Here is a 4,280-nt window from a genome sequence, read left to right on the forward strand (position 1 = left end):
GAATCGGGTGTGCAGGCGTCGCGGTCCGACGAGGCCGCGCCCGCCGGTCGGTCCTCCGAGCTCGAGGCCGGGAAAGATGTTGCGGCGCAACCTGTTTCCGAACGATCACGGGCCGCGACCGGCCCGGCGCGGGACGATCGGGCGCGCGCGGGCGATGCGGAATCGGGCGATCACAGCCCGTCGGCGCGGGCGCGTGCCGGTGCGACGCGTACCGCCGACCGAGCGCATCATGACGCCGATACCGCACGGCCACAGGATGATTCGTCCACCGGGCGGGCTGGTGGCAAGGACTCGGCTCCGCCCGAGCGGTCCCCTCGGCAGATCGCCGAGGCGCAGGATCGCGCCGCGGCCGAACAGCATCGGCAGCGTGCGCGGATCGACGAGTCGCAGCGGCGCGTGGACGAGGCGCGGCAGGCTCTCCAGCGGGCGCAGGAGGCACACGATGCCGCGCACCCCGACCACATTTCGGAAGACGACTCGACCGCTCGTCCGCACAGCGATCCGGATGCCGCCCGGGACGAATATCAAGCGGCGCTGGCCGAGCACGCCGAGATCCTGCACGCGGCGACCGACGAACTGGTCGCCGCCGCGCACACCGCCCATGCCGAGGGGGTGCGCGGCGAGCCGCTGACCGAGGCGTACCGGGCGGCGGGCAAGGCGGCGCTGGCGTACTACCACGCCAGGACCGGCCCGGATACGCCCGAACACCTCCAGCTGAAGGATGCCGCGCCGGATGCGTTGCGCCACGAGCTGGAATCGGGTTCGGAAGCCGACAAGCTCGCCGCGGTGATCGAGGCGATCCGGCAGGCATCCCCGGACCGCGATATCGTGCTGCGCGAAACGCAGGTCATGGCGACTCTCGCGATCCGCGACGGCGCGATCAACATGGATGCGGGCGAGGGCAAGTCGCTGGTGTTCCTGGCCGGCGCCACGATCGATGCGATGGAGCACGGTGCGGTCCAGGTGCTCACCACGCGCGACAACCTGGCTAATCGTGAGGTCGATCGGTATCTGAAGACGCTGGGCGACATGGGTTTCGACATCGTGCGGATGAATCCGGACCACGCCTACACCGAACCCGTCGAGGGCAGGCCCACGATCTACATCGGCACCATGGAGGATGTCGGGTTCGGTCATCTGCGCGGCAATATTCCGCCCGGAAGGCACGTCGCCATCGATGAGATCGATGAGGCGCTCGTCCATGCGAACACCACCTACATCCTCTCGGAGGGCGCGGGCGAGAGTGCGCCTCCGCACGTGGTGGACGAGGTGGTCGGGGCGCGCGACATGCTGAACGACAGCCTGGCCAAGGACGACGCGGGCCACAGCGCGCTGACCGAGGCCGATTTCGGCAGGCAGCCCGGCCAGAAGGGCGGGCCCGCGGCACTGACCGAACAGGGGCGCGCCAAGCTCGAGGAGTCGTTGGGCCGGGAGCTGTCCGAGCAGGAGGTTCGCCGGTTGAACATGGCCGCCGCGGCCAGGTGGGAATACCGGAACAAGGACCATTTCATCGTCGACGACGGCCGCGTGCTGATCATCGATCAGACCACCCACAAGGTGATGTTCGATCCCGAGACCTCGACCGAGAGCCGCTGGAACGGCGGCCTGGCACAGGCCATCGAGGCCGAGCACGGGCTGCGGATTCGCGACGACCCGGGCAGCACGAACGAACTGGGCGCGAAGGAACTGATCAACGACCACTACGAGGCCAAGACCGGCGCCTCGGGCACGGCGACCGGGGTGTCCGGACGGCTGCACGACGACTACGGAATCGGTGTCACGGAGATCCCGCGGAACGAGGCATCCAAGCTGATCCACGGCGCCGACGACGTCTCGCCCGACGAAGCCACGAAGCTGGACCGGATCGCCGCGGACATCGTCAGCAACCACGAGTCGGGCCGGCCGCAGCTGGTGCTGGCGCATCGCAACAGTCTCGTCGGCGAATTGTCCGCTCGCGTAACGGAACTCACGAACGGCACCGAGGTCGAACACGTGGCGGTCGATGCCAACTGGGTGGCCGAGCAGGGGGTCCACGCCGAGGCGCGGTTGCAGGAGATCTTCGACGAGGCGGGTAAAGAGGGCAAGATCCTCATCATCAACATGCAGGGTGCTCGCGGCGTGGACATCCCGATCGGGAAGGAGATGAACGCGCGGGGCGGCCTGCACGTCATCGTGACCGGCCACTCCAGCACCTCGCACGACATCGACATCCAGGCCGAGAACCGGGCCGCGCGGGCCGGGCAGCGGGGCAGCGTGCAGTACTACACCTCGCCCGAGGACGAGCTCTATGCCCTGAGCGCGAATCCGGACGTGCAGCATGTGGTTGTCCGGTACTCGCGGGCGGCCTCCGGTGACGTCGAGACCGGGACCGGCGAGGTGGAGAGCGTCACCGGCGAGGGAGACGCCGAGGCCGCCGCACCGGTCAACGACACGCGCGTCGCGGCCGAGCAGGAACTTCGCGACATGGTCGAGCCCTTGCAGAAGGCCGCCGCGGTGCGGATGGGCCTGACCCGCGCACCGCCGGACGAGGGCGCCACACCCGCGCACGACAAGCCGGATACCGGGACCACCGAACGGCCGCCCGAGACGCCGCCCCCGGCCACCACCGACACCGCTGCGCCTCGTGCGGCGGCGGGGTCGGTTGACAATGGTTCCGCGACGAAAGCCCCTGTCGCAGAGGAAGTTTCGACGTCCACCTCGGGAACCACCGGACACGGGACGCTCGCACGCGGAGTCGTTCCCGTCGGCGATGCGAATGCGCCCGCCGACGGGGAGCAGCTCACCGCTCCCGAAGCTCAGCTGCCGCAGGCGGATACGCCGGTCGCTGATCCCTCGCAGATGCAGGCCCCGGGCCCGGCGTCTGCCGCGGATCCCGGGACTCAGGGAGCGCCCGCGGAGACATCGACCGCCGATCCGGTCCGAGCGGAGCAAGCGGCCGGTCCGGTGCCCGTGGGCGATCCTGCTGTCGCCGAGCCGGACTCGGCGACGCCGGTGGCTGAGGCGCCGGTGGCGGAGGCGCCCGTGGCTGAGGCGCAGGTGACCGAAGCGCCGGTGACCGAAGCGCCTGTGGCTGAAGCGCCGGTGATCGAGGCGCCTGTGGCTGAGGTGCCTGTGGCTGAGGTGCCTGTGGCTGAGGTGCCGGTGGCTGAAGCGCCTGTGGCTGAGGTGCCTGTGGCTGAGGTGCCTGTGGCTGAGGTGCCTGTGGCTGAGGTGCCTGTGGCTGAGGTGCCTGTGGCTGAAGCGCCTGTGGCTGAAGCGCCTGTGGCTGAAGCGCCTGTGGCTGAGGTGCCGGTGGCTGAAGCGCCTGTAGCCGATGCGTCTGTAACTGCGGCGCCTGTGGCCGATTCGCTTGCCGCCCCGGCTGTTTCGCGGATATCGGGTGAGACCGGTGAGGGCACGCCCGACGCCGGTGCTTTCGGCGATCGTAGCTCCGACCGCCCGGGTTCGGCTGCTGGGCAGGATCGTTCGGCAGTGCGTCCCGGCGAGTTCGCGCCGGAGCGGCAGGACACCGGAAAGGGCGCGGCGACAACGGATTCGGGCGCTGTGCCGATGATATTCGCGACCTCGGATCCGGGTGCCGTACCGGTGAGCGCCGCGAACTCGGATACGAGCACTGTGCCGGTGACGTTCGCGGCGTCCGACAACCCGGCCGGGGCACCCTCGAGCGCAGCGCCCGCGCCGCGTTCGAGACGCGTACCGAACTCCGATGGCTCTCGCGCGCAATCCGATTCGCCTCGGCGTTCCGATGCGGGCACACCGCTGGCGGCGAGCAGTCCAGCGCCACAACGCGATGCGAACCGCGGTAGATGTGCGCCGCTGGCCCTGAAGCTGATTCGAGAGCTGACGGGCGGCAGGTTCATCCGGCCGTTCGGTCGTGAGGTCGGCGCCGAGGGGGTGACCACCTCGGAGCTCGAGCGGGCCGCGGGCGGACGGCTTCGCCGGTTCACCGGAGGCCACCGCGATATCGCGGCCTGGCTGCGCGTGAAGGGGAACGGCGCAGTCGCGCTGGTCGTCGACGAATACGCCGATCAGCCGGCGAACCGGGCCCGCGGTTCGGAAAGGGTCGGCGCGCACGCCTACGTGCTGGTGAACGAGAACGGCAAGATCGTCGTCCGGGATCCCTCCACCGGCACAGTGCAGGGCTATCCGCCGACAGTGCCGGTGGAGCTGCGCAGTGTCCACGCGGTCCTGTACGACAAGCAGGGCCGGCCGATGCATCCGCTGCGGCGGATCCGCGCCGGCATCCATTGGCGTGCGGCGCAGCCGCGGTCCGCACGTCG

At 70.0% G+C, this 4,280-nt stretch carries 1 protein-coding gene; it reads left to right on the plus strand.

The annotated features are described in order from the left end of the window. Positions 1-4,280, plus strand: a 4,280-nt coding sequence (locus tag NM2_RS10440) for a toxin glutamine deamidase domain-containing protein (RefSeq protein WP_176586719.1), incomplete at both ends; no start/stop codon positions are given.

The organism is Nocardia miyunensis NBRC 108239 (assembly GCF_001613065.1).
Classification (GTDB): domain Bacteria; phylum Actinomycetota; class Actinomycetes; order Mycobacteriales; family Mycobacteriaceae; genus Nocardia; species Nocardia miyunensis.